The sequence below is a fragment of the Staphylococcus sp. EG-SA-2 genome (assembly GCF_017152085.1).
This window is the reverse complement of the sequence record NZ_JACYHC010001325.1, coordinates 1-593: the sequence shown is the minus strand read 5'-3', so window position 1 is coordinate 593 and position 593 is coordinate 1. Positions and strand designations below refer to the sequence as shown.

Below are 593 nucleotides of genomic sequence, written 5' to 3'. Positions count from 1 at the left end.
AAGCGGTTTTAATGCTAAGTTATTAGCGATGATATGTAATCGTCCAAATGTCAGACAAGGATTAAAACAATCAGGTGTGTATATTCCAGAGACAACTGTTTTTGCGGCAGCAGAACATCATACGTCTGCTGATACGTTGGCATGGGTATATGTGCCAGACACATTATCAGCTTTAGCTCTAGATGCATATGAATCATTGAATGACGCGATGCCGATGATTTCTGAACAAGCGAATCGCGAACGTTTGGACAAACTGCCAACGATTGGTCGTGTGAATCATCCAGTGGAAGAAGCACAGCGGTTTGCAAGTGATTGGAGTGAGGTACGTCCAGAATGGGGCTTGGCTAAAAATTCATCATTTATAATTGGACGACGCCAATTAACAAAAGGCATTGATTTAGAAGGGCGGACATTTTTACACAATTATGATTGGCGTAAAGATAAAGATGGCAAATTGTTAAATACCATCATTTCTGGTCCGGCGCTTGTGGCACAATGGATTAATTTACAATATTATGCGTCGACAGTTGCGCCGCATTTTTACGGAAGTGGGAATAAAGCGACACAAACCGTCACGTCAGGTGTTGGTGTCA

Annotated in this window: 1 protein-coding gene; it reads left to right on the top strand. The window is 42.0% G+C overall.

All coding sequences use genetic code 11. The features are described 5' to 3' along the window. Window positions 1-593, top strand: a 593-nt coding sequence (locus IDG60_RS21155) for a putative inorganic carbon transporter subunit DabA (protein ID WP_206161164.1), incomplete at both ends; no start/stop codon positions are given.